This is a genomic window from Enterobacter sp. 200527-13 (assembly GCF_027924865.1).
Classification (GTDB): domain Bacteria; phylum Pseudomonadota; class Gammaproteobacteria; order Enterobacterales; family Enterobacteriaceae; genus Enterobacter; species Enterobacter ludwigii.
Window position 1 is genome coordinate 1,786,739 of sequence record NZ_BSCM01000001.1, and the last position, 24,229, is coordinate 1,810,967.

Sequence of the window (24,229 nt, forward strand, 5' to 3'; positions counted from 1 at the left end):
AAAAAAACCGGAAATTTGCATTTCCGGCGAACGCCTTTCTTATCTAATAGCCACTTCAGTATCAGCGTCGAAGAAATGACATTTATTCATATCGAACTGGATGCCGATATTATCCCCCGCCGCATAATCATTTACCGCTCCTGCACGAACGACCAGCTCATGCCCGCCCACGGTGGCATAGAGCATGAACTCAGCCCCGGTCAGTTCGGCCACGCTGACTTTTGCCGCAATATCATCCCCACGGTTTTGCAGCGTCAGAATATCTTCCGGCCGGATCCCAAAGACCACGGCTTTACGCTGATATCCGGCGGCATTCACCGCCGCCAGCGTGTCTTCAGGTATCTCCAGACGCAGCGTTTCCGTCACGAAATAGCGATCGTCTATCGCGCCCCGAATAAAATTCATTGCCGGTGATCCGATGAAGCCCGCCACAAACATATTCGCCGGTTCGTTGTAGACCTGCTTAGGTGCCCCCACCTGCTGAATAACGCCATCCTTGAGGATCACAATGCGGGTCGCCATCGTCATCGCTTCCGTCTGATCGTGGGTCACGTAAATCATTGTGGTGTTGAGCTTCTGGTGCAGCTTGCTGATTTCAGCGCGCATTTGCACACGCAGCTTGGCGTCCAGGTTAGAAAGCGGTTCATCCATCAGAAAGACGCCGGCTTCGCGCACAATCGCCCGTCCTAACGCCACGCGCTGACGTTGCCCACCCGATAATGCGCCAGGTTTACGCGTGAGGTAATCACGCAACCCCAGGATTTGTGCCGCCCAGTTCACACGCTCTTCAATGACCGCGGGGGGAATTTTCTGCATCTTCAGGCCAAACGCCATGTTGTCGTAAACCGTCATATGCGGATAAAGCGCATAGTTCTGGAAAACCATCGCAATGTCGCGGGACTTGGCGGGCACATCGTTCATGCAGACACCGTCAATTACCAGTTCACCGGCAGAGATCTCCTCCAGCCCGGCAATCATGCGAAGCGTTGTCGATTTACCGCACCCCGAGGGACCCACAAAGACGATAAACTCCTTGTCCTCAATTTCGAGGTTAAAATCCTTAACCACATGGACCTGGTTATCGTAGATTTTCTGAATATGTTTCAGAGACAGTTGAGCCATTTTTAATTCCTTATCATTACCGTTCGGGATGCCCAGAAATCTGTCAGGCATTTCCAGGTCAGTTCCTGCGTTGAATGAAGTTGTAAGCCCGCATGGTTCAGGCCAGGTCCAATCCCGACCGAGAGCATTCCCGCCGCGTTGATTGCCTCAACGCCGGCTGCAGCATCTTCGATTCCGATAGCCTGCTCGGGGCGCACATTCAGCCCGGTGCAGGCCGCAAGAAAGATCTCCGGGTCCGGTTTTGAGCGGGCAATGCGCGAGGCATCGGCGCAGAAATCAAAAGCCCTCTCAATGCCCAGCGCCTGCAAAATACCGGGGGCGTTAAGGGACACTGAGGCCAGCCCGATTTTGACGTTCGCCGCACGAATTTCCGCCAGCACCTCGCGGATGCCCGGAAGCAGAGAATCCTGCGTCAACGACGCCAGAGACCCGACGTAGCGCGCGTTCTTTTTATCCGCGAGCGCCTGCCGCTGCTGGTCGTTAAACTCCTCCTCTTTTCCGCCATGGCGCAGAATCCGCTGCAGCGATTCCATACGGCTTATCCCTTTCAGCTCGTCGTTGAACGCCACGTCGAACGAGATGCCAATTTCCTGCGCCACGGCACGCCAGGCCAGAAAATGCAGATGCGCGGTATCGGTGATCACACCATCAAGATCAAAGACAACGGCCTCAGGCATCATGATTTGCTCCCGTGGTAGCGGTCCCATAAGTAGATGTAAAAAAATCCCTGAAAGAACAGACCTGCCGATCCGTTATGCACAGGGTTTTACCCCACAGCGTTAAGGTCACCGGTGCAGTGGTTTCAATCGTTAAAACATCATTTTCAAACGTGAAGTGCATGCGCGCGTTTCTCCATCGCAGCGGGAAAGCCAGTTTTCGCCAGTGGGCAGGCAGCTTCGGGGCAAGATGCAATTCCCCCTGGACGATCTGCATGCCGGCAAATCCCTGAATAACGCCGGACCAGATAGCCCCGGTGGCGGCAGCATGAATCCCGTCATCGCAGCTGTGCGGATCGTCGCCCAGATCGATGGCGACACCCTCGCGCCAGAAGGCGTAGGCCCTTTCCGTATCGCCACACCGGGCAGCAACAATTCCATGAATCGCTTTGCTCAGCGAAGAGTCGTGTATGGTACGCGGCTCGTAGTACGCCAGGTTGGCAGCACACTGCTGTGGGGTAAACCGTTCCGGCAGCAGGTAGTTGAGCATCACCACGTCGGCCTGTTTAAGGATCTGCATCTCGTTCACTTCCGCGCGGGAGTAATCGAGCAGAATGGTCTGTTTACCCGCTTTCGCCTTATAGCGGCTCAGATCGATAGCCGGTTTCGCCATGAAGGTATCATCCTGAGGAAGGACCCCTTCTGCGTTGGCTTGCGGTAACCACAAACGGGACATAAACCGGCTGGCATTCTCCATGAAGCCATCATCTTCACGATTGAACATCGCCATAAACTGGCGCGCACAGGCGACATTGTGCCAGGCCAGATAGTTGGTGTAGGCATTGTTATTGACGTGCTCCGTGTACTCATCCGGCCCGATCACATCGTGGATTTCCAGGCGATCATTGACTTCCGTCGCCCGCCCCATCCAGAACGTTGCCGTCTCTATCAGTAGCGTCAGCCCTTCGTTACGCATAAAAGCGTCATCATGTGTCGCCTGCCAGTAGGCCACGACAGCCCAGGCAATGTCCGCCACAATGTGATGTTCTGCCAGCGCAGAGGCCACTTTCTGGCGCGTGCCCGTGCGGATGTTGATTGCCGCATATTCCGGCGTTTCCTCCTGACCGCTCGCGGCACTCTCCCAGGGGAAAAGTGCGCCAGGCCAGCCGTTGCGACGCGCTTTTTCACGAGCCCCAGCCAGGTTGAGCCAGCGATAACGCAGCAGACTGCGGGCGACCTGCGGACGCGTAAAGAGATGGAAAGGCAGCAGGAAAATTTCGGTATCCCAGAAGACGTGGCCTTTATACCCTTCGCCGGTCAATCCTTTCGCGGCGATACTGCAGCGCTCATTGTCGGCAGGCGTCATGGCGGTCAAATGCCAGACGGTATAATCCAGCGCGAGCTGATCCTGCGATTCCGCAGACATTACCGCCACCCGCGCATCTCGCCAGACGTCTTCCCAGGCGCAGGCAGAGCTCTCCAGCAACGATGCGTAGCCTCGCGCTGCGCACACCTTGAGCTCGGCCAGTGCGTTACGCGCAAACGACGACTGCGAAAGGGCTTTGTCACTGCGGTGGGCGACCCAGACGATCTTTTCAAGCGTGACAGTGTCACCCTGCGAAACGTTCAGGTCGTAATGCGCACTGATGCGACGATTTTTAGCGGTAAAGCAGCTTTCGCTACCCGCTGAAAGCCGGCAGAACGCGGATATAACGACGTCAGAGACCCGGTCCTGCGTTTCATACACGCCCTGCATACAGTTCTGGTCGAATACCCGGACTGAAATCTCATCCAGATGCTGCCTGCCGCTGTTGGTTTGCGTCGCATCAATTCCGGTTTTCAACACCACCTGCGAGGGCCCATCAAGGGGAGTGATTGCGAGTTGCATTGCCACTAACGGCAGCTGAGCGAGAGAAACGAAACGACGGCTCTCCAGGCGATAGCGTTTCCCGTCGGGCGAGCGCCAGAGCACGCTGCGACGCAGTTCACCATTGGCAAACGCCAGCTCGCGCTGCCACTCAAGAAGCGCCCCGGAAAGCAGGGTAAAATTCACACCATCCAGTTCAACCTCAATACCGGTAATATCCGGCAGGTTGATTAACTCCGTGGTCTCATTGCGACCTGCGCGATGATAAAGCCCGGCGAGATACATGCCCCTGGTTTGCTGGGTGTAATCCTCTTCGTGTGCCGCGCGAATGCCCATGTAGCCATTGCCGCAAGCCATGATGGAGGCGTATTTATTCAGACTGTGGGGAGAGAAGCCCGGTTCGGTTAAAACAGACACATTCAGCATAACGTCACGCTTTCCCCTGTATCCGCCGATTCATAAAGCGCGGCAACAAGTTGCTGGATAACCAGCCCCTGTTCCGCATCTGCGATCATAACCGGCTCTCCCAGCACATGGCGTACAAACGCCTCCATGCTGCGCAGGTGACGCTGGTCGTCTGCCTCATCACGCTGCATGAGGGTCTGTAAAACGCCCGCCTCATCCTGGTAAATGTGAGCCGGGAAGAGCGTGGCCCCCGCCTTTTCGCCACAGAATGAAACATTCATGATCGACTGCTCACGGATATTCAGCGCAAACGACGTATCCAGGCGCAGAACGCCGCCATTGCAGAATTCAATTGTGCCAAACAGAGCATCTTCAACGGTAAACCGGGCGGGATCCCACTCGCCAAACTGTCCACTGTTTTTACGGTTCCCCAGCTTCTGGAAGCTGTGGGCGGTCACCCTTTTTACCGCCGGAAAACCCAGCACATACATCGCGGCATCCAGCATATGAATACCGATATCGATCAGCGGTCCGCCACCCTGTAGCGATTTGTTCGTAAAGACGCCCCAGCCCGGCACGCCGCAACGACGCAGCGCCTGCGCCGACGTAAAGTAGATCTCACCTAACGCCCCATTTGTGACAGCGTCACGAAGCAGCTGCGTGTCGAGCGCAAACCGATGGTGAAAATCATACGCCAGTACTTTTCCCGCTTTACGGGCCGCCATGCGCATCTGGTCAGCCTGTTGCGGCGTCATGGCAGGCGGTTTTTCGCACATCACATGACATCCGGCCTCCAGTGCCGCCATGACATGTTCAAAATGGAACCGGTTTGGGGAGCAGACGCTGACCACATCAGGTTTTACCGCCTGCAGCATTTCAGATGCATTCTGCCAGACCGAAGGAATTGCATGACGTTCCGCAAACGCCTGTGCCTGTTCAAGGCCGCTGTCCATGACAGCGACCATTTGAACATCACTGCGTGTGGCGTAATACGAGGCATGCACTTTGTCCGCGACTTGCCCGGCGCCAATAATGGCGACGCGCAGAAGCGAAGGTGTTGAAGCACTCATCACGCTCGTCATCCTTAGCATTCACGCAGATACGTGAGTGAATCCTGGTAAGCCTGGGCCGGATCGTCGGCGCGGACACGGCACTCATACACCACGTAGCCCTGATAGTTGTCCGCACGAAGCTGCCCGAACAACGTGGCAAAATCCAGCGTCCCGCTGCCAGGCTGATAGCGATGGTTATCGGCGATATGCACATGACCCAGCAGATCCCGGTTGCGATGCAGCGCCTCTGTTAGCGAATCTTCTTCGATATTCATGTGGTAAAAGTCGCCGATGATCTGCACATGCCTGAGCGCGTTCTCTTCGATATAGCGACGCGCATCCGCGAGCGTGTTGATCATGTGATCCTGGTAGCGGTTGAGCGGCTCAAGGTAAACGGTGGTCCCGGTACGCGCCGCCACCTCATCCAGATAACGCAGCGAAGCACTCACCGCTTCGCGGTCACCCGCCAGGCTGCGTGGAGAGGTCATCGGCGGCAAACGGAAGGTAAACATTCCCCAGGCGGCAGGCACAATAATTCCCTTTCCACCCACTTCAGCCAGCGCTTCCAGGATGCGTTCGATCTGTTTTAATCCGTTCAGACGACGTTCTTCAATGAAGTCACCAATCCAGCCGTCATATCCCCCGCAGGCGGTGGTCACCGGCAGGCCCGTGGCGGTGATTGCGGCTTTCACTTCATCGAGATTGTCCACCAGCAGTTTGCCGTCAATTTCAAAGCCATCAAAACCCATCGCTTTGATGTACTGGAATTTCTCCAGAATAGAAGTCGGGAAAAAGGCCTGGTTTTGCGTTGCGATTTTCATTGATGCTCTCCTTAGCTTAAAAAGTGACGCCCATCTTGATGCTCAGTTCCGGATGCTGATCGACATACTTCATGTAGCTCTCAGCGCTGGTGGTAAAGGTGACAACCGGGTCAATCAGATCTTCGCAGTTCAGATAACCGTTCATCAGCAGTTCCCAGCAGGTCTCTTCAATACGCTTGCGGCTCCAGCGCGGGTAATCCGGGTTGGGTTCGCTGCAGGCGCGCGAGAAAACGATTTTCGCGTTATTGAAGTGGGCTTCACGCCCCAGATTGAACCCTTCTGCGAACGGTTTCGCGAAAGCCACGTAGGCGATCGTTCCACCGTAGGCGAGCCCGCGCAGCGCAGACTGCAATGCATCGGCAAAACCGCTGGTTTCGATAATCACGTCAGCGCCCTGCTTTCCGGTCAGTTTTTTAATCTCCAGACCGACATCGGTGCCAAACGGATTGAGGCAGTAATCAGCCCCGTGACGGCGGGCAATTTCGCAGCGATGCGCGATAGGATCGACACCGATGACGATGGATGCACCGGCTTTTTTCGCCAGCTGAATCGCAATCTGCCCAATGGCACCCAGTCCGACTACAACGACAAAATCCCCTACCCGCACGTTAGCATCACGCACGCCGCTCATGGCGAACTGCGCAGGGTCGTAACAGACGGCATTTTTCCAGGAAGACCCTTGCGGCATTTTGCGCAGCTTGTAGTAATTAACGGCATTCACGATGACCGTCTCCTGCAGCGGCCCATAGCAGCAGACACGGTCGCCCGTCTGGTACTCCGTCACGTCATCGCCGCATTCGATAATGTCGCCAACGATCATGTTGCCCAGCTGGAACTTACCAAACTCAATGCCCCGCGCCGCGCCCTCTTCACGCGGGGTAAACATCTGCCACTCCGCGTTAAACTCCTCATCAATGAAGGGACTTGCCGCACGGAAATCTACCACTTCGGTGCCGTGTTTTGGCGCGCCGAAGCGCGCACGAATTTTCACTTCATGGACGGCAACAGGACGATCTTCATATTCCACCAGCGCCGCTACACGAGGCGCTGTCGCAACTAACTTTTTCATGACTGACTCCTAGTTAAAACTGGCCGCCTCAGCCCTTAACGCCACCGGCGGTCAAACCACTTTTGATAAAACGTTCAGACAGTGCGTACATGATGACCACCGGAAGCGCTGTCACCAGCGATGCCGCCATCATCCGACCCCAGATATAATCTGGCGTGCTAAAGAGCGTGTTCAGCCCAACCGGCAAGGTGAAATTGCTGGCGCTGGACAGGAAAATGGATGCAAACAGGTAGTCGTTCCATGCCACCATGAAGCAGTAGACGAACACCGACACGAGGCCGGAAATCGCCAGCGGAACGGTAATGAGGAAGATAATTTGCAGGCGGTTAAGCCCGTCCATCATCGCGGCTTCTTCTATTTCATCCGGAATGGTGTCGAAATAGCTGCGCAGCATAAAGACGGCTGTCGGCAGCGTCTGGGTCACCATGGTGATAATCAGCGCCAGCTCCGTGTCATAGATCCCCAGCGCGGTGATGATTTTGAACAGCGGCACCACCAGCAAAATCCCCGAGAACATATAGACGGTGTAAAAACTCGCATTGATTGTCGTGCGTCCTTTAAAACGCAGTTTGGATAACGCGTAAGCCCCCAGCGTGCCGAGAAAAACGGCAATCACCGACGAGGTCAGCGAGACCACCATGCTGTTTCTGAAGTAGTCCACAAACGGGAAGATCAGCGGATTAAAGATGTCGATGTAATGCTGCAGCGTCCACGCCTGCGGCAGGATGGTCGGATGGAGCGATATCGCCTCTTTCGCGCTCTTAAGCGAGGTCATTAACATCACAAAGAACGGGAACAGCGTGATGATCAGAAACACCGCCAGCCCCAGATAAAAACCGAGACGACCCAGTACGCGTTTATTTGTTGCCATTGAGGTTTACCCTTTTTCTGGTCAGCAGAATGACGGCGAAGATGATCACGAACAGCACCACGGAGATGGCAGCGGCTTTCCCGAGGTCATTGAAGGCAAATGCGGTCTTGTAGAGATAGACGCCTAAAATATCGACCTTGGTGGTCAGGAGATAAACATCAGCGAACATATAGAACATCCAGATGGTTCGCAGTGTAATCACCGTGGCCAGCACCGGCATAATGGCGGGCAGCGTGACGATACGAAAACGCTGCCAGGCATTTGCCCCATCCATTTCCGCGGCTTCGTACAGCGATTTATCAATGGTCTGCAATATCGCGAGGAACGAGATAAACGCGTAGGGGAAGTAACGCCAGATGGCGAACAGCACCACCAGCACAAAACTGCTGCCCGGGTTGTCGAACCACAGCGGCGCCTGGTCATACAGGTGCAACAGATCGACACCCAGATAGTTCACAATGCCGTAGCCGTTGTTGAACATGTATTTCCATGCAAACACCAGCGAGATGGATGGTGTGACGTAGGACAAAATCACCAGTGAACGCGCCGTTTTCCGCAGGCGAAATTCCCGGTTAAAAAAGACGGCAACGGCCAGCCCCAGCGCCGTGCTGCCCATCACCACCAGGGCGGTGTACCAGAACGTCATCCACAGGGAGTGCCAGAATGCGCCATCGCTGAGGATACGAACATAGTTATCCAGCCCGACAAACACGGCGCTAATGCGCGGGTTAAGCGGCAAACGTAAAAAGCTGATTTCAATATTGGAAATCATCGGCCAGGCCACCAGGCCCCCCAGCAAAATCAGGCTGGGGGCCAACAGCAGCATGGCGAAAGGCATATCTGAACGACCAGAAAACAACGTCTTCATAATTTCCTTCCGCAGAGCGCTCCTATCGTTGTGAAATCAGGTCAGTCAGTCGCTTTTGGCTGTTGCTTAACGTTGCAGTGAGATCCTGTTGACCTACTGTGACGTTATGCACCATGGAACTGATGATGCCGGACCCCGTTACATCACCCATGCGGGTAAAGTTTTTGTCGCCCACGGCGCCAAATACCTGCACATTCGGGAACTGGGCGATAAGCTCATAGGGAAGTTGACCAAACGCTTTAATGACCTCGTTGTCTTTCCAGGAGTCCGTGCCGACGACCAGTTTGTTCACCGGCAGCGCGGCACCCGGGGACATCATCACCCAGTCAGACGCGTTCTGTGCCTGCTCCATCCAGGTGACAAACTTCTGTGCAGCCTGGGTTTCATCTTCTGTTTGACCGGAGGTGATCGTCAGCGATGTGACCATGCCGTAGACCGCTGAAGACGTTTCAGTCGGAACGACAAAGCCCAGGTTGGCTGGGTTGCCGTCTTTATAGACCGCCGGCAGGATATAGGTGGAATACACCGCCATCGGCGCCGAACCATTCATAAAGGCATCTTTAATCTCCATGACATCGTTCGAGCCCGGCATGGTGGTCGCGGCCAGTGCTTTATAGAACGCCAGCGCGTTCACCATTTCCGGGGTATCGATGTTGATTTTCCCGTTGGCGTCAAAAACGTTCGCGCCACCGGAAAGCGCAAACTGAGAAAACGCCTGCTCGGTCATCACGCTTTCTGCCGTGGGTAGCGCAATGCCATAGCGTTTTTTAGCCGGATCGCTGAGGCGTTGGCTGGCTTTCAGCAGCTGTTCCCAGTTATGCGGCTCCTCAATACCCGCCGCAGCAAGCACATCTTTGTGATACCAGACGCCAGACAGCCAGGCGCTGATTGGCACCCCCGTCCAGGCTGAGCCGTCTTCCGTGCGAACGACACGTAAAATTCCGTCATAAAAGGTGTTTTCGCCCACCGCTTTGATGGCGGCGTTGATCGCATCCCGGTCCAGCAGCTGCTCTTTATCCATGACTTTTGCGTAGTCATGGCTGACCTCAATGACCTCAGGCAGCGCACCGGTGCGGGCCAACGTAATCACTTTGGTGTTGTAGGCATCCTCTTCTACCGGTACCTGTTTCACCGTAATCGTCGGGTTCTCTTTCTCGAATTTTTCAATCAGTTTTGTAATTACCGCCTGACGCTCCTGTTCAACTGAGGAGTGCATAAACTCAATGGTGACAGCAGAGGGTTTGTCATCCTTACAGCCTGACAACAAGGCGCACGAAACCAGTGCTGATATCAGCACAATTTTGGGCATATTCATGTTTAAGGTCCTTTTTTAGTTTTCTTTAATCCACAACACCTGCCATGGATTAAGGGTCAGAGTCGTACCAGTAATATCTTTCCCGGCGATCAATTCGCTGCCGGATGGAATATTCGACTCAAGCGTTTGAACGCGATCGCTAAAATTAAATAACGCGGTAACTTTTTCGCCACTTTGCGCAATACGCATTATTTTTAATACATGCTCGCCTGCCGTACTAAAACAAGCCTGACTGTCAGGGTGGAATGCTTTTTCTGCACGCCTCAGGGCGATTAATTCACGCAATCTATAATAGACTTTCTGCCGCAGGCTATTTTCGTTCTCAAGTTCACTGTCGATTGCACCGGCGAGGTATTTTTTGCGGTTAATCGCACGGTTATATCCCAGGCGCTCCACGCCCTCATAATCATTACGCGAGCCAAGAATACTTTGGATATAGACGGCAGGCACACCGGGGAAACTCAGGAGTACAGCATGAGCCAGAATAAACCGGGCAATACGGTGATTGTCATCGCAGTCCCTTGTGCTTAACGCATCAAGATAAGTGACATTGATTTCATACGGGCTTCGCGTTCCATCCGGATTGTTTTTCCAGTTGACCAACGCCCCCTCGGCCTGAAGTTTCTCTACCAGCGAGAGGATCTCAGACTCGGGTAAAATTCCGCGTAACGGATTGAGGCCAATCCCGTCATGCGAGGCCAAAAAGTTAAACCAGGTGGTTTTCGTGGAAGGAAGCGTCAACGAAGACGCCCACTGACACAGCGCCCGGACATCCTGACGGTGTACCGCATGCAGCACAAGCGGCGGCAAGGAGAACTGATACACCATCTGCGCTTCATTGTTGCCGTCACCAAAGTAGGCAACGTTGTCTTTATGCGGGACATTGGTCTCTGTGATAATCACCGTCCCCGGCGCGACAGCCTCGGTAATGGCACGGAAAAGCTGGATAAGCTGGTGGGTTTGTTCCAGATGGATACAGCTCGTTCCGGGTATCTTCCACATAAACCCAACAGCATCCAGACGAATGTAGCGCGCCCCTTCAGTCAGGTAGTGCAGCAGCACGTCTACCATCGCAATCAGAACCTGAGGAGAGGCAAAATTGAGATCGACCTGGTCGCTGCTGAAGGTGGTCCACAGGTGGCGTACGCTGCCATCGTGAAGCGTAAACGGCGTGAGGAGGGGCAAAGCACGCGGTCGCGTGACGGCCGACAGATCCGTTTCAGGGTCAACAGAAATGAAGAAATCGTTATACCCCGGCATTTGCTTAAGGTAATTCGCGAACCATTGACTTTGCGCCGACATGTGATTGCAGACGAAATCAAACATCAAACTGGCTGATTGTTTTAATTCGGCGATGTCCTGCCACGTTCCTGTTTCTGGTGCAACTTCGTGGTAATCAATAACAGAAAAACCGTCGTCAGAAGACCACGGGTAAAAAGGTAAAAGATGAACATGTGAAAAGGAGTGAGAGAGCCACTTATTATAAAACCGTGTGAAAACCGGCAGGGCTTTCTCCCCTTCTGCCGAAAACTGATCGGCATACGTAATCAGGACAACATCTTTTTCATCCCACCCCACCTTACGCTTATCTGTAATAACAGAAATCGCGTTATCAATCTTTTCCAGCAACACCGAAAAATGGGTATCGGAAAATGATTCCCCGTAAACAAGATTAATGATTTCTTTAATTTTAGCCTGCATTTTATTTTCCATGGTAGCGGTCCCACGGAACGCAATCTACTCCCATGAAAAATATCTGTCAACGGACCGGGACGCAGAAAAACGCAATTGCAAAGCAGCTCAACGCAGTATTGTGAGCTGCCGCAAAGAAAGAAAGGGAAAGCGAAGAAGTATCGCTAGCCTGCCCCGAAAACGAGAAAGGCTAACGTACGCAGGAATTATTGGGGAAAGTAGCGGCGTGAAAGCCGTTTTGCCACTTTTTGCAGCAGAGGTTCGAGCGCCACAGCCAGCAACATTCTTACCGGCTTGCGGGCAACAGATTTTATCGCCCAACCCGCCACACCTGCCGGGCCGAAACGTAATGCCGTCAGCAGGACCAGTTTACCTGCGATTTTCAGGCCGGGTTTTACCTTCTGACCGGCCTGTTGCCAGTTTTGCTTCATGTATATTCTCTCTTAAAGCTGACGAAAACGGCTTCTCAGCGTGAAGGTGTCAGACGTGACATAGCGCTCCATCTCACGTAACCGCTTCTCCCCAGCGGCGAGTTGATCGTCAACCGCGTTGAGAAGATCGTTGCTGGTCGGTGCGCCTTCTGCGGCCAGTTCACCTTCCGGCATCGGGTCGAGTACAAACGACAGCACGATGTACGCCACCAGGGTGATAAACGCCAGACCGAAGAAGATCGACAGCACCGTTACCACGCGAACCAGTTTGACCGGGACATCAAGATAATGGGCCAGTCCCGCACAGACGCCGCGTACCATTCCCTGCTGCGGAATGCGCCACAATTTTTTGTTCAGATTCAGTCCGGCCATTAACGGTCCCTCCAGTTTGGATGTTCTGCATCGAGGATATCTTCCAGCGCCTGAATGCGTTCGCGCATTTTATTCGCCTGTTCGGTCAGCTGTACGAGACGCTGTTGTTCACTCTGGGAAAGTTCACCACGTGAAGAACGGTTGCTGTAGTGCAGCCATAACCAAATCGGCAGAACAAACAGCACGAAAATGGTCAGGGGAATAGCCAGAAAAAGCGCGCTCATGTGTACTCCTTGTCTTACGATGCGTGGCGGCACACTCAGGTGCCGCACAAATTATTATTGGTTGTCTTGCTTCATTTTGGCTTTCAGCGCAGCAAGTTGCTCGCTGATTTCATCGTCCGCTTTCAGGTCAGCGAACTGCTGATCCAGTGACTTCTGTTTACCAATGCTGTGACTTTCCGCTTCCGCTTCCATATGGTCGATACGGCGTTCAAACGACTCAAAACGTGCCATTGCTTCATCCAGCTTACCGCTATCCAGCTGGCGACGTACATCGCGGGATGAGCTTGCCGCCTGGTGGCGCAATGCCAGCGCCTGCTGACGCGCACGCGTTTCGTTCAGTTTATTCTCAAGCTCACCAATCTCTTTCTTCATACGCGAAAGCGTATCATCGACCAGTGTGACTTCATGCTCGAGCGTCGCGACCATGTCTGCCAGCTTCTGTTTTTCAATCAGCGCGGCACGGGCCAGGTCTTCTTTATCTTTACGCAGCGCAAGTTCTGCTTTTTCCTGCCATTCGTTAAGCTGAGCGGTCGCCTGCTCAATGCGGCGCGTTAACTGTTTTTTCTCAGCCAGCGCACGGGCGGAGGTAGAACGCACTTCAACCAGCGTATCTTCCATTTCCTGAATCATCAGGCGCACCAGCTTCTGCGGATCTTCCGCTTTCTCAAGCAGTGAGTTGATATTGGCGTTCACGATGTCGGCGAAACGAGAAAAAATACCCATAATGTGATCCTCATAGTTCTGTTATCGGGCGATGCCCTGCTACATAACTAATACAAATACCGTGCCAAGTTTTTATCTTGTTGATTTTACTTGATGTGGTTGATTTCCAAGCATCGGCACACTATGCTCACCTGGTGAATATCACTAAGGAGTGGTTAATTTCATCATGGCTGGATACAAAGACAATTTACTCGGCGAAGCCAACAGTTTTCTGGAAGTCCTCGAACAGGTCTCCCGTCTCGCGCCGCTCAACAAGCCGGTGCTTATTATCGGTGAGCGCGGCACGGGTAAGGAACTGATTGCTAACCGTCTACATTATTTATCCGGACGCTGGGATGGCCCCTTCATTTCTCTTAACTGCGCGGCGTTGAATGAAAATCTGCTCGACACGGAGCTTTTCGGTCATGAAGCCGGTGCTTTTACCGGTGCCCAAAAACGCCATCCGGGTCGTTTTGAACGCGCCGACGGCGGCACGCTGTTTCTTGATGAACTGGCCACCGCGCCCATGCTGGTACAGGAAAAGCTGCTGCGCGTGATTGAATATGGCGAGCTGGAGCGTGTCGGCGGTAGCCAGCCGTTGCAGGTCAACGTGCGTCTGGTGTGCGCGACCAATGCCAACCTCCCGCAAATGGTGGCAGAGGATAAATTCCGTGCCGACCTGCTCGACCGGCTGGCCTTTGACGTCGTTCAGCTCCCGCCGCTGCGCGAGCGAAGAAGCGACATCATGCTGCTGGCAGAGCAGTTTGCGATTCAGATGTGTCGCGAGCTCGGCCTGCCGCTTTTTCCGGGGTTCAGCGAGTATGCAAAGGAGACACTCCTCGCTTACCACTGGCCGGGAAATATCCGTGAGTTAAAAAACGTCGTGGAGCGTTCTGTCTATCGCCACGGCAGCAGTGAGACCGAGCTGGATAACATTATTCTTGATCCTTTTCAGCGTAGCCCGCAGCCAGCTTCCGCCCCGCCCGTGTCCGGGGCTTCCCCTGCACTTCCCCTGGATTTGCGGCAGTTCCAGCATGAACAGGAACAACAGCTGCTTGAGCAGAGCCTGAAGGTGGCGAAATATAACCAGAAACGGGCGGCTGAACTCCTGGGTCTGACCTACCATCAATTAAGGGCATTGCTCAAAAAGCATCAAATGCGCTGACAATATCAGCACTTACCCGCAGACATTTTTACGAAGCAGGCGTAAGTGCGATACACTTTGCAGATCGAACCTAAAAACCTTAAAAATTATGCGTCTGGTTTTATCGTCCTTCTTTGCACTTGGTCTGTTCAGCAGCCTGGCGTTTGCTGCGCCCGACCCCGCTACGCAACCTGATATTCGCGACAGCGGCTTCGTCTATTGCGTAAGCGGTCAGGTTGATACATTTAACCCGCAAAAAGCGGGCAGCGGCCTGATTGTGGATACCCTTGCCGCGCAACTCTATGACCGTCTGCTTGATGTGGATCCCTACACCTACCGTCTGGTGCCAGAGCTTGCTGAAAGCTGGGAAGTCCTGGATAACGGTGCGACCTACCGTTTCCACCTGCGCGATGATGTCGCATTTCAGCACACGCCTTGGTTTACCCCAACGCGCAAACTGAACGCGGATGACGTGGTCTTTACGTTCCAGCGTATCTTTAACCGTAATCACCCGTGGCATAACGTTAACGGCAGTAACTTCCCCTACTTCGACAGCCTGCAGTTTGCCGATACCGTTAAAAGCGTTCGCAAGCTGGATAACCGCACGGTGGAGTTTTCGCTGAAGCGCCCGGATGCCTCTTTCCTCTGGCACCTGGCCACCCACTATGCGTCCGTTATGTCTGCTGAATATGCCGCGAACCTGAGCAAAATCGATCGTCAGGAGTTAATCGATCGTCAGCCAGTCGGTACCGGTCCGTTCCAGCTGGCCGAATATCGCTCCGGACAATATATCCGCCTGCAGCGCCATGCGCATTTCTGGCGCGGCACGCCGCTGATGCCACAGGTAGTGGTCGATCTTGGCTCTGGCGGGACGGGGCGTTTATCAAAACTGCTGACCGGGGAGTGCGACGTGCTGGCGTGGCCTGCTGCCAGCCAGCTCACCATTTTGCGCGACGATCCGCGTTTGCGCCTGACGTTACGCCCCGGCATGAACATCGCCTATCTGGCGTTTAATACCGATAAGCCGCCACTGAACAACCCTGCCGTACGCCACGCGCTGGCGCTGGCCATTAACAACCAGCGTCTGATGCAGTCGATCTATTACGGTACGGCAGAAACCGCCGCCTCTATTTTGCCGCGAGCCTCGTGGGCCTATGACAGTGAAGCTAAAATTACGGAATACAACCCGGCAAAAGCGCGTGAACAGCTGAAAACGCTGGGGGCAGAAAACCTGACGCTGCAACTCTGGGTACCGACCAGTTCTCAGGCCTGGAACCCAAGCCCGCTGAAGACCGCCGAGCTGTTGCAGGCAGATATGGCGCAGGTGGGGGTGAAAGTGATCATCGTGCCGGTTGAGGGTCGTTTCCAGGAGGCGCGCCTGATGGACATGAACCATGATTTAACCCTGACAGGCTGGGCGACCGACAGTAATGACCCGGACAGCTTCTTCCGTCCGTTGCTGAGCTGTGCGGCGATTAACTCCCAGACCAACTACGCCCACTGGTGCAACCGGGAATTTGACGGCGTGCTGCAAAAAGCGCTGGCGTCCCAACAGCTGGCGTCACGCATAGACGCCTATGATGAAGCGCAGAAGATCCTTGCCGAAGAGCTGCCCGTGCTGCCGCTGGCCTCGTCCCTGCGCCTGCAGGCCTATCGCTATGATATTAAAGGCCTGGTGTTGAGTCCGTTCGGCAACGCCTCCTTCGCCGGCGTGTCTCGCGAAAAAGAACAAGAGGTGAAAAAACCATGATCATTTTTACCTTGCGCCGCCTTCTGCTGCTGTTGGTGACGCTCTTTTTCCTGACCTTTGTTGGTTTCAGTCTGAGCTATTTCACCCCGCACGCCCCGCTTCAGGGGTCGTCGCTGTGGGATGCGTGGCTCTTCTGGTTTAACGGTCTGCTGCACTGGGATTTCGGTGTTTCAAGCATCAACGGGCAGCTCATCTCTGAGCAGCTGAAAGAGGTTTTCCCGGCGACAATGGAGCTGTGCATTCTGGCGTTCGGTTTTGCCTTAATGGTTGGTATTCCGGTAGGGATGCTGGCAGGGATTTATCGCAACAAATGGCAGGATAAATTTATCAGCGCCCTCGCCCTGCTCGGCTTCTCGATCCCGATCTTCTGGCTGGCGCTGCTGCTGACGCTTTTCTTCTCCCTCAACCTGGGCTGGCTGCCGGTTTCTGGCCGTTTTGACCTGTTGTATACGGTAAAAACGGTGACCGGGTTTGCTATCGTTGACGCCTGGCTGTCTGATTCAGCCTGGCGACATGAGATGATCGTCAGCGCCGTACGCCATATGGTCTTGCCGGTACTGACGCTGGCGGTGGCACCGACAACCGAAGTGATCCGCCTGATGCGCCTGAGTACCATCGAGGTGTTCGATCAGAACTATGTCAAAGCGGCCGCCACGCGCGGCTTATCGCGCCTGACTATCTTGCGCCGTAATGTGCTGCATAATGCCCTGCCGCCTGTGATCCCGCGACTGGGGCTCCAGTTTTCCACCATGCTCACCCTGGCGATGATTACCGAAATGGTCTTCAGCTGGCCGGGGCTGGGACGATGGTTGATCAATGCTATCCGCCAGCAGGACTACGCCGCCATTTCGGCGGGCGTCATGGTGATTGGCTCTCTGGTGATTATTGTTAACGTGATTTCCGATATTTTGGGTGCTATGGCCAACCCGTTGAAGCATAAGGAATGGTATGCCCTACGATAACGTATACAGTGAAAAGCGCACGCCCGGTGCGCTGCGTACCGTGTGGCGTAAATTCTATGGTGACACCACGGCAATGATTGGCCTTTATGGCTTCGCCGGGCTGGTGTTGCTCTGCGTTTTTGGCTCCTGGTTTGCGCCCTATGGTATTGATCAGCAGTTCCTTGGCTATCAGTTGCTGCCCCCATCCTGGTCGCGCTACGGTGAGGTCTCTTTCTTCCTCGGTACGGACGACCTCGGGCGTGACGTATTGAGCCGCCTGTTGAGCGGCGCGGCGCCGACGGTCGGCGGTGCATTTGTGGTGACGTTTGCTGCCACCATCTGCGGTCTGGCGCTCGGCATCTTTGCCGGGTCGACGCATGGCCTGCGCTCGGCGGCACTGAACCACATTCTCGACACCCTGCTCTCTATTCCGTCCCTGCTGCTGGCCATCATTGTGGTGGCGTTTGTCGGGCCACACCTGTCGCATGCCATGTTCGCGGTCTGGCTGGCGATCCTGCCCCGCATCGTGCGTTCGGTATACAGCATGGTGCATGACGAGCTGGAAAAAGAGTATGTCGTCGCTGCTCGCCTGGACGGTGCGACAACCTTAAATATCCTCTGGTTTGCCGTACTGCCGAACATCGCTGCCGGGCTGGTCACGGAGATCACCCGCGCCCTGTCGATGGCGATTCTGGACATCGCGGCGCTTGGCTTTCTCGATCTCGGTGCGCAGCTGCCGTCGCCTGAATGGGGCGCGATGCTCGGTGACGCGCTTGAGCTTATCTACGTTGCGCCGTGGACGGTCATGTTACCGGGCGCAGCCATTATGGTGAGTGTGCTGCTTGTTAACCTGCTGGGCGATGGTATACGCCGTGCAATTAATGCGGGGGTGCAATAATGCCGCTTCTTGATATTCGCAACCTGACCATCGAGTTCAAAACCGGTGAAGGCTGGGTGAAAGCCGTCGATCGCATCAGTATCACCCTTGCTGAGGGTGAAATTCGCGGGCTGGTGGGTGAATCCGGTTCAGGGAAAAGCCTGATCGCCAAAGCCATCTGTGGCGTGGCGAAGGATAACTGGCGCGTCACCGCTGACCGTATGCGTTTTGATGATATCGACCTGCAACGCCTTTCTCCTCGCGAGCGTCGCAAGCTGGTCGGCCATAACGTATCAATGATTTTCCAGGAGCCGCAATCCTGTCTTGACCCGTCCGAGCGCGTGGGCAAACAGCTGATGCAGAACATTCCCGGGTGGACCTATAAAGGCCGCTGGTGGCAACGGTTTGGCTGGCGTAAGCGTCGTGCTATTGAGCTGTTGCACCGCGTCGGGATCAAAGATCATAAAGATGCCATGCGCAGTTTTCCGTACGAACTGACCGACGGTGAGTGTCAGAAAGTGATGATTGCCATCGCGCTGGCCAATCAGCCGCGTCTGCTGATTGCGGATGAACCGACCAACGCGATGGAACCGACCACGCAGGCGCAGATTTTCCGCCTGCTGACGCGTCTGAACCAGAACAACAACACCACCATTTTGTTGATCAGTCACGACCTGCAAATGCTCAGCAAATGGGCTGATAAGATTGATGTGATGTACTGCGGGCAGACGGTCGAAACCGCCCCGAGTGAAGACCTCATCACCGCGCCGCATCATCCGTATACGCAGGCGCTGATCCGCGCCATTCCAGATTTTGGCAGCGCCATGCCGCACAAGAGTCGCCTGAACACCCTGCCCGGGGCTATCCCGCTGCTGGAGTCCTTGCCGATTGGCTGTCGTCTGGGGCCGCGGTGCCCGTATGCGCAGCGTAAATGTATTGAGACGCCACGTCTGACAGGGGCTAAAAATCATCTATATGCCTGTCATTTCCCGCTGAACATGGAGAGAGAGTGAAATGGTCGAAACCTTACTGGAAGTCCGTAACCTGAGTAAGACCTTTCGCTACCGTACCGGACTGTTCCATCGTCAGACCGTTGAAGCCGTGAAGCCGCTCAGCTTTACCCTGCGCGAAAAACAGACGCTGGCAATCATCGGTGAGAACGGTTCCGGTAAATCCACGCTGGCGAAGATGCTGGCAGGCATGGTTGAACCTTCCGGCGGCGAAGTGCTGATAGATGACCATCCGCTGGAATTCGGCGATTACTCTTTCCGCAGCCAGCGTATCCGTATGATCTTCCAGGATCCGTCGACATCGCTCAACCCGCGTCAGCGTATTTCGCAAATCCTCGATTTTCCGCTGCGTCTGAATACCGATCTCGAGCCAGAAGCGCGACGCAAACGCGTTTTTGAAACCCTGCGGATGGTTGGGCTGCTGCCCGATCACGAGAGCTATTACCCGCACATGCTCGCCCCCGGCCAGAAACAGCGTCTTGGGCTCGCGCGTGCGCTGATATTGCGCCCGAAAGTGATCATCGCCGACGAAGCGCTCGCCTCGCTGGATATGTCGATGCGATCGCAGTTAATTAACCTGATGCTCGAATTACAGGAAAAACAGGGTATCTCGTATATCTACGTGACCCAACATCTGGGGATGATGAAACATATCAGCGACCAGGTGATGGTCATGCATCAGGGTGAGGTTGTTGAACGTGGCAGTACCGCAGATGTTATGGCCTCTCCGCTTCATGAACTGACTAAGCGATTGATTGCCGGCCATTTCGGTGAAGCATTAACCGCGGATGCGTGGAGAAAAGATCGCTAGCGCGTTGGTGCAAGGGGCAGATTAACAACGCTCACCACGCGCGAAATCCTCGCGGCGTTCTAGCGCCCCTTATCCGACAAAAAATACCCCCGGCACACCCGTTCCTTTAAGGGTTAAATAGCAGCTCGCGCGCGTTAACCCTTTCCTTTCACTGATGGCGTAACCCGCTGGCAAGCAGGACAAACACCTCAATCGCATGTGGCAACGTCTTCTGTGGATCGTCACTGGCGGCTATCAACAGTGCAGCATTGAGCGCAGCGCCATTTAACAGCTGTGCAGCGACGTTTGCATCCATGTCTTTCAGGACCTTGCGTTCAATCATTTTTTCTATGGTCTGACGGGTAGATTCCAGGCAGCTATTCTGGCTGGGCCAGTGGGCCGGGTCACCCAGAACAGCCGGACCATCACGCAGTACAATACGCTGCACTTCCGGATCGAGCGCCATTTTGATGTAAGCGACGCCTTCGGCCAGTAGTCGCTCCCAGTCATTCTCGGCGCTGGCGGCAATTTCCTTCGCCTTTCGTGCCATTTCGCTGTCTATCTGGGCGACCACCGCAGCCAGCAAGCCTTTCTTGTCAGTGAAATTATGGTATAGCGCTCCACGTGTTAACCCCACGCTTGCGGTCAGTTCATCCATGGAGGCTGCGGCATAGCCTTTCTCGGCAAAAGCTTTGCGCCCTGCCTGTATCATTTTTTCGCGATTTTCCTGGGCCGTTTCGGCACGGCTTTTTGCAGCCATAAGACGTCCTTGGTTACGTTGTGTTTTTCCGTTTGACATACGTGGCGTATGTGGTTTAGATTTTGACATACGCCGCGTATGTTAATACGACCGCGTGATCTCAACAATACCCCCAATCGAAAAGGAAATGCCATGCACCCACGTGAACCTGTATTTCCCGCTAATCGTCATGCCCTCTATGAAGAACATGGCTATTCTGCTGCCATTCGCTCTGGCGATCTGTTATTTGTCTCAGGCCAGGTTGGAAGCCGCAGCGACGGCACACCTGAAACGGATTTCGGCGCTCAGGTACAACTGGCTTTTGATAATCTCCAGGCTACGCTTTCTGCCGCGGGATGTACGTTTGATGATGTGATCGACGTGACGACGTTTCATACCGATCCAGAAAATCAGTTTTCAACCATCATGGAAGCCAAAAAATTAGCGTTCCCCCGCCCCCCTTATCCGAACTGGACGGCCGTGGGGGTAAACTGGCTTGCGGGCTTTGATTTTGAAATTAAGGTCATTGCCAGAATCCCACCGCAATAAAGCAAGTATTTGGCATAAGCCCCACCGGCAATTTATTAATTACGTCATGACGCCACACGCTGTAGATATCGAATGAAAGAAAGTATTAGTAAATATATTCTCACCTGGGTAGAGGAAAATAATTTTTCTATTTTACATATTGATCAATTGGTTAAAGATACCGGGTATAGCAGAAGAACCATGGAAACATGGTTTAAAGAGAAATATCACCTCTCTTTAGGTGAGTACATCCTAAGGAGAAGGCTGAGCCTTGCAGCCATCATGCTCAGAATGACGTCGCTTCCCGTTACGGACATTGCTTATTTATTTCACTACCAAAGCAGCCAGGGGTTTTCAAGAGCCTTTAAAAAGATGTCGGGACTCACCCCTTCTGAATACAGAAATGCAAAAGAGTGGGATTTTGATATCCTTCAGCCCTCATTTTTATTAGACGATCTTAAAACACCCAAAATAACACTCTGTGAGCTCAATGAGATTTTTCCGTATACCCATGAGATTATAGAGCACGATCATCTTTTTGATACTGCGGTGTACGATGTCACTAAAAAAATCAAAAAACTCCTGCTAGAGAATCGCGATCGGATCCAACAGCTTGCCATAGTGCCGCGCCGACCAGAACGTCTGGGTAAAAGCCGTTCCTATCTGGTAGAAGTCTTAATTTCATATTGTTTAGACAGCACTAAAACAACAAAGAAAGACACACTTTTACTTACCGGAAAATATGCAAAAATGTCCTTTGAAGGCAGCTGGGAATGTTATAGCGCCTATAACAAAATTGCGTTTGTTAAGGCAATGGTGACGAACCGCCTGACGTTGCGCGATGGCATTCATTTAATGCGTTTTAACGCCTGCAGCGATGAGCGCGTTAACTTTGATATTTACATCCCTGTGTTATAACCCCGTTTTTTCTTGCGCGTAAATCACACCGCGGAGGCGCGCAACGCCGGATCAGACCGACCCTGCGGCCTGTCTGCACACGGTTCTGTTTTTACCACCGTGCTTGGCCTCATACAGTGCTTCATCCACATCACGAATGATATCGCTACTGTTGACGTTTTCATGAATGGCTGAGCACACGCCAATACTTAACGTTACCGTCAGGGGCACCGCGTACAGATTACCCTGCCCGGTGCGTTGCTCAACATTCTTGCGAATACGTTCTGCGGCGGCTACGGCCATACTCCTGTCCGTGTCGGGCAACAGCAGGCCAAACTCTTCACCTCCCAGTCTGGCAAAGACGTCGTTATCACGAATACTGTCTTTAATAATATCCACGACCGCCAGAATGACGCGGTCCCCCACAGGATGTCCCCAGGTGTCATTAATGGTCTTAAAGTTATCGATATCAAGCATCATAATGCTGGTGCCCTTTTCTGTTCTGAGCATGCAGAGCCGCTGAAGTGCCTCAAAAAAATACTTGCGGTTGAAGATCTGCGTAAGGGGATCGCGGTTAACCCGATCGCCAAAAAATCTCAGCAAGCTGAAGACATGTAACAGTAAGGTACAGATAACAAATAGTTTACTGAACACTTCTACCGCCCGGCTGATATACCAGAGCGACAGGTTATACGTATCGAGTAAGAGCAGGAAAAAGTTATAGGTGATCGCAGAAAGGCACACCACTATGATGCTGTTCCAGACGCCAGATGAAAAGCGTGTCACGTAAGTCATGTAGCAGGCTAAGGCCGACCAGAGCACTATCAGAGCGTTAACGTAGCGAACATCCCAGACAGGATGATACTGATCGGGGCGATACGCGGCTATCGTTAATGTCCAGGTTGGATTGTAGCTGCTCAAAGCATGGGCCAGCACCGGGAACATAACCAGTGGGATTAACGATATTAGCGCCAGCCAGACCTTATTCCGTAATGTGAATCGTCGCCGTGCCGTGAGTTTCTCCACCCATACAGCAAGCCCCAGCAAAAAAATAAAACTTAACTGGCGGAAAAAATAAAATACCGCCGTATCGTTAGTTTTTAGCGTATGGGTTAACCCGGCGTCTTCAGGAAGCTGAATGACGATAATGGTTTCTATGAAATAGATGAGACCGCTCAGGAACGCCATGCTCAGGATTAACAGGGATAAATGAGATCGGTCAGACGCATACTGCATCTGGATAAAAATAAAGATAATGGTATCCAGAAAAAACAGCGCAATCATGACGATCAAATAGGTTGTCATGGGTACCCTGAAACCTGGATTATCATTAACAAAAAAGGAGTTCACCGCGATCATCAGTGCAAACAGCAGTGCACCGGACAGCACGATCATTTTCTCAGCCAACGTAATGTTATTCATGTTCATTAATACCGCATAAATAAAAGACGTGAAACGGCAGAGCGATTTACACCATTCTCTGCTTAACATCGAGGGGCAAACCGGTCAGGCTTGCCACCCTCTTTTCAGATGCTTCAGTTAACCGACCTCAGTCTGTTGAAGTGGATTATCCCGGTCGATGTCGTACCGAACCGGGATATTCCCTACTGCGCTTTACTCACCAGTGAGATCACTCTTACCTGCTTGTTGCGATAGGCTATCGCCAGCGCTGAATAGGCCCTCGCCGGTAACGTATGATGTTTGTATTGTGAATAGACGTTGATAACCTCATTATCTTTACCGGCCCACAGGGCGATTTGCATCCAGTCGGCGACCTGAGACTCATCAAGCCGATGGTGGCCTGAAAACCAGGACAAGGCTGGTTCCGTATTGCCTTTTCTCGCCTCGATAATCAGAGCGTCATACTGACTATGTTCCGCTGGTGTCATGGCCGACACCGTCGCGTAAGGAAAAGAAACCGTTCCGACAATTAACGTCTTAACTAATAACTGTGCAATCCTCATGCATGCATTCCATATATCCGTATATGTTAAACTTAGTGATGCGTTTTATTCTGTAAAAGAAAATGTGAAAAATACTCCTCCCCTGAAGCATATTGAAAGAAATGGCGAAACTCCTCTAACTT

The 24,229-nt window shown here is 53.4% G+C and carries 25 protein-coding genes; 8 read left to right on the forward strand and 17 right to left on the reverse strand.

Going from position 1 to position 24,229, the window contains the following annotated elements:
* Window positions 1-39 precede the first annotated feature (39 nt).
* From QMG44_RS08575 to pspA, 14 genes are all read right to left on the reverse strand, one after another.
* Window positions 40-1,122 (reverse strand): ABC transporter ATP-binding protein, encoded by a 1,083-nt coding sequence (locus tag QMG44_RS08575; RefSeq protein ID WP_063924896.1) that lies wholly within the window; start codon window positions 1,120-1,122, stop codon window positions 40-42.
* A gap of 2 nt (window positions 1,123-1,124) precedes the next feature.
* On the reverse strand, window positions 1,125-1,802 hold the full coding sequence (pgmB, locus tag QMG44_RS08580) for a beta-phosphoglucomutase (protein WP_086532455.1): 678 nt from the start codon (window positions 1,800-1,802) through the stop codon (window positions 1,125-1,127).
* Window positions 1,792-4,071, reverse strand: coding sequence for a glycoside hydrolase family 65 protein (locus QMG44_RS08585; protein WP_086532454.1), 2,280 nt, complete (start codon window positions 4,069-4,071; stop codon window positions 1,792-1,794). The genes pgmB and QMG44_RS08585 overlap by 11 nt, the downstream gene beginning before the upstream one ends.
* On the reverse strand, window positions 4,065-5,123 hold the full coding sequence (locus QMG44_RS08590; protein ID WP_086532928.1) for a Gfo/Idh/MocA family protein: 1,059 nt from the start codon (window positions 5,121-5,123) through the stop codon (window positions 4,065-4,067). Before QMG44_RS08590 ends, QMG44_RS08585 begins: the two co-directional genes overlap by 7 nt.
* 11 nt (window positions 5,124-5,134) lie before the next feature.
* Complete coding sequence (locus tag QMG44_RS08595) at window positions 5,135-5,923, reverse strand: sugar phosphate isomerase/epimerase (RefSeq protein ID WP_032680900.1); 789 nt, start codon at window positions 5,921-5,923, stop codon at window positions 5,135-5,137.
* A gap of 16 nt (window positions 5,924-5,939) precedes the next feature.
* On the reverse strand, window positions 5,940-6,992 hold the full coding sequence (locus QMG44_RS08600) for a zinc-binding alcohol dehydrogenase (protein ID WP_086532453.1): 1,053 nt from the start codon (window positions 6,990-6,992) through the stop codon (window positions 5,940-5,942).
* Between the two features lie 28 nt (window positions 6,993-7,020).
* Entirely contained in the window at window positions 7,021-7,863 is an 843-nt protein-coding gene (locus QMG44_RS08605) for a carbohydrate ABC transporter permease (protein ID WP_086532452.1), read from the reverse strand.
* Window positions 7,850-8,731, reverse strand: coding sequence for a carbohydrate ABC transporter permease (locus QMG44_RS08610; protein ID WP_047356412.1), 882 nt, complete (start codon window positions 8,729-8,731; stop codon window positions 7,850-7,852). Before QMG44_RS08610 ends, QMG44_RS08605 begins: the two co-directional genes overlap by 14 nt.
* A gap of 22 nt (window positions 8,732-8,753) precedes the next feature.
* Complete coding sequence (locus tag QMG44_RS08615; RefSeq protein ID WP_032678282.1) at window positions 8,754-10,046, reverse strand: ABC transporter substrate-binding protein; 1,293 nt, start codon at window positions 10,044-10,046, stop codon at window positions 8,754-8,756.
* Between the two features lie 15 nt (window positions 10,047-10,061).
* Window positions 10,062-11,759: a sugar phosphorylase gene (locus QMG44_RS08620; RefSeq protein WP_086532451.1), complete on the reverse strand. Its 1,698-nt coding sequence runs from the start codon at window positions 11,757-11,759 to the stop codon at window positions 10,062-10,064.
* 185 nt (window positions 11,760-11,944) lie between these two features.
* Complete coding sequence (gene pspD / locus QMG44_RS08625) at window positions 11,945-12,169, reverse strand: phage shock protein PspD (RefSeq protein WP_014170342.1); 225 nt, start codon at window positions 12,167-12,169, stop codon at window positions 11,945-11,947.
* A gap of 12 nt (window positions 12,170-12,181) precedes the next feature.
* Window positions 12,182-12,541 carry an envelope stress response membrane protein PspC gene (pspC, locus tag QMG44_RS08630; RefSeq protein WP_014170343.1) on the reverse strand — a complete coding sequence of 120 codons (360 nt, stop codon included), beginning with the start codon at window positions 12,539-12,541 and terminating at the stop codon, window positions 12,182-12,184.
* Window positions 12,541-12,765: an envelope stress response membrane protein PspB gene (gene pspB, locus QMG44_RS08635; protein WP_025204011.1), complete on the reverse strand. Its 225-nt coding sequence runs from the start codon at window positions 12,763-12,765 to the stop codon at window positions 12,541-12,543. Before pspB ends, pspC begins: the two co-directional genes overlap by 1 nt.
* Window positions 12,766-12,819: 54 nt before the next feature.
* Window positions 12,820-13,488: a phage shock protein PspA gene (gene pspA, locus QMG44_RS08640; RefSeq protein WP_014170345.1), complete on the reverse strand. Its 669-nt coding sequence runs from the start codon at window positions 13,486-13,488 to the stop codon at window positions 12,820-12,822.
* A gap of 166 nt (window positions 13,489-13,654) precedes the next feature.
* On the opposite strand from pspA, the gene pspF reads away from it, so the two are divergent.
* The 6 genes from pspF to sapF all read left to right on the forward strand — a co-directional run bounded on the left by pspF (window position 13,655) and on the right by sapF (window position 20,000).
* Window positions 13,655-14,632, forward strand: coding sequence for a phage shock protein operon transcriptional activator (gene pspF, locus QMG44_RS08645; RefSeq protein WP_044866560.1), 978 nt, complete (start codon window positions 13,655-13,657; stop codon window positions 14,630-14,632).
* Between the two features lie 88 nt (window positions 14,633-14,720).
* Window positions 14,721-16,361: an ABC transporter substrate-binding protein SapA gene (gene sapA, locus QMG44_RS08650; RefSeq protein WP_086532450.1), complete on the forward strand. Its 1,641-nt coding sequence runs from the start codon at window positions 14,721-14,723 to the stop codon at window positions 16,359-16,361.
* Entirely contained in the window at window positions 16,358-17,323 is a 966-nt protein-coding gene (gene sapB / locus QMG44_RS08655) for a putrescine export ABC transporter permease SapB (protein ID WP_014170348.1), read from the forward strand. The genes sapA and sapB overlap by 4 nt, the downstream gene beginning before the upstream one ends.
* Window positions 17,310-18,200, forward strand: coding sequence for a putrescine export ABC transporter permease SapC (gene sapC / locus QMG44_RS08660; protein ID WP_014170349.1), 891 nt, complete (start codon window positions 17,310-17,312; stop codon window positions 18,198-18,200). Before sapB ends, sapC begins: the two co-directional genes overlap by 14 nt.
* Window positions 18,200-19,192: a putrescine export ABC transporter ATP-binding protein SapD gene (gene sapD, locus QMG44_RS08665; protein WP_014170350.1), complete on the forward strand. Its 993-nt coding sequence runs from the start codon at window positions 18,200-18,202 to the stop codon at window positions 19,190-19,192. Before sapC ends, sapD begins: the two co-directional genes overlap by 1 nt.
* A gap of 1 nt (window position 19,193) precedes the next feature.
* Window positions 19,194-20,000 (forward strand): putrescine export ABC transporter ATP-binding protein SapF, encoded by an 807-nt coding sequence (gene sapF / locus QMG44_RS08670; RefSeq protein ID WP_014170351.1) that lies wholly within the window; start codon window positions 19,194-19,196, stop codon window positions 19,998-20,000.
* A gap of 148 nt (window positions 20,001-20,148) precedes the next feature.
* Here the strand turns inward: sapF and QMG44_RS08675 are convergent, their stop codons facing one another.
* The gene (locus QMG44_RS08675) at window positions 20,149-20,739 is read right to left on the reverse strand and encodes a TetR/AcrR family transcriptional regulator (RefSeq protein WP_032678285.1); all 591 of its coding nucleotides are present in this window, start codon (window positions 20,737-20,739) and stop codon (window positions 20,149-20,151) included.
* 132 nt (window positions 20,740-20,871) lie between these two features.
* Here QMG44_RS08675 and QMG44_RS08680 point away from each other — a divergent pair, with 132 nt between their 5' ends.
* A complete protein-coding gene (locus tag QMG44_RS08680; protein ID WP_020882451.1) occupies window positions 20,872-21,267 on the forward strand; it encodes a RidA family protein in 396 nt (131 codons plus the stop codon).
* Between the two features lie 72 nt (window positions 21,268-21,339).
* Window positions 21,340-22,164, forward strand: a complete 825-nt coding sequence (locus tag QMG44_RS08685) for a helix-turn-helix domain-containing protein (RefSeq protein ID WP_086532449.1) — start codon at window positions 21,340-21,342, stop codon at window positions 22,162-22,164.
* Between the two features lie 51 nt (window positions 22,165-22,215).
* Here QMG44_RS08685 and QMG44_RS08690 read toward each other — a convergent pair whose 3' ends face one another.
* Together QMG44_RS08690 and QMG44_RS08695 are read right to left on the reverse strand one after the other, a co-directional pair.
* The gene (locus QMG44_RS08690; protein WP_086532927.1) at window positions 22,216-23,565 is read right to left on the reverse strand and encodes a GGDEF domain-containing protein; all 1,350 of its coding nucleotides are present in this window, start codon (window positions 23,563-23,565) and stop codon (window positions 22,216-22,218) included.
* A 182-nt stretch (window positions 23,566-23,747) separates the two neighbouring features.
* Complete coding sequence (locus tag QMG44_RS08695; protein WP_032678287.1) at window positions 23,748-24,032, reverse strand: hypothetical protein; 285 nt, start codon at window positions 24,030-24,032, stop codon at window positions 23,748-23,750.
* Window positions 24,033-24,229 lie beyond the last annotated feature (197 nt).